Source organism: Vibrio sp. YT-19(2023) (assembly GCF_033337395.1).
The window spans coordinates 1-1,295 of the sequence record NZ_JAWOQN010000112.1; the positions used below are offsets into that span (position 1 = coordinate 1).

Consider the following 1,295-nt stretch of genomic DNA (forward strand, 5'->3'; position numbering starts at 1 on the left):
TTGGCTCAATTTGCGTACGGCACGCTATCAGACCGCTTAGGTCGTAAACCGATCATCATCGTCGGTCTACTTATCTACATCCTAGGTACTTTGGTGGCGCTATTTGCACACCAATTTGAGTGGTTCTTGGCTGGTAGCTTCATTCAAGGTTTGGGGATCGGTTGTGGCGGCGCGATGTCACGAACTCTAACTCGCGACTGCTTTGAAGGTGCTGAGCTGCATCGTGCAAACAGCTTGATCAGCATGTGCGTGATTTTCTCACCACTAATGGCACCAGTACTTGGCGGCTACCTAACAGAAGCATTTGGTTGGCGCTCTAGCTACCTATTTCTAGCCCTGTTCGGCATCGCGGTGCTGATTACCATGATGACCAGCATGATGGAGACTCTGCCAAAAGAGAAACGCAAGTTCGAACCAGTGGCAAAAAGCTACAAGCACGTTTTGTCTGACCGCCGCTTCCAAGGCTTTTTAATCTGCCTAGTTGCGACGTTTGCTGGCGTAGGTGTGTTCGAAGCAGCGGCTGGGGTATTACTAGGTGGTGTATTGGCATTACCAGCCACTACCGTAAGTTTGCTGTTTATCTTGCCGATCCCGGGCTACTTAGTGGGAGCAGGTTTGTCTAGCTATATCGCGCAGCGTCGCTCTGAGCGTCGTGCGTTAAATGTTGGCTTGGTGTCGATCTTTATCGGTTCAGCCGTCGTATTAATCCCAGGCTTGTTTGGCGTAACAACTGCACTGACGTTAATTGGTGGCGCAACTATTTATTTCCTAGGTGCGGGCATTCTGTTCCCTGCGGCAACAACAGGCGCAATTGCTCCGTTCCCTTACCACGCAGGGACAGCTGGTGCGACTCTGGGTGGCATGCAGAACTTGGGCGCAGGTATTGCAACCTTGCTTGCATCGCTATTCCCAGCGCATAACCAAATGCCGCTTGGTGTTTTGATGTTGGCAATGTCAATTGTCGCGATGCTTGGCCTATTGTGGGTACACAGAGCGCACGATCACTCAAACGAAATGCCACAAGTCATTTAACCGCCATTTCAATCTGACCAAAACATTGAAAAGGGACACACGAAATAGTGTGTCCCTTTTTTCATATCACACTCCCTCTATTTATTGATGAGAATGATTTAACTTTAGAAGTGATATTTGTTAAAAATAACAGTTGCTTACACAATGCGTTTTCAAGCCAACAGGTCACAACAATGAGCCGTTCACCAATGGGGAGAGTATTCACTTCTCGAACCACATTTCTGCTCTCTAAAACAAAAGCGTGACCAGCCTGAAATCTCTCA

At 48.3% G+C, this 1,295-nt stretch carries 2 protein-coding genes; one reads left to right on the forward strand and one right to left on the reverse strand.

Annotated elements, in window-relative coordinates; all coding sequences use genetic code 11:
* On the forward strand, positions 1–1,032 hold a 1,032-nt coding region (gene emrD, locus R7E78_RS24205; RefSeq protein ID WP_318058349.1), incomplete at its 5' end, for a multidrug efflux MFS transporter EmrD.
* Positions 1,033–1,093: 61 nt separating this feature from the next.
* Here emrD and R7E78_RS24210 read toward each other — a convergent pair.
* The coding region (locus R7E78_RS24210) for a hypothetical protein (RefSeq protein ID WP_318058350.1) at positions 1,094–1,295 on the reverse strand (202 nt) is incomplete at its 5' end.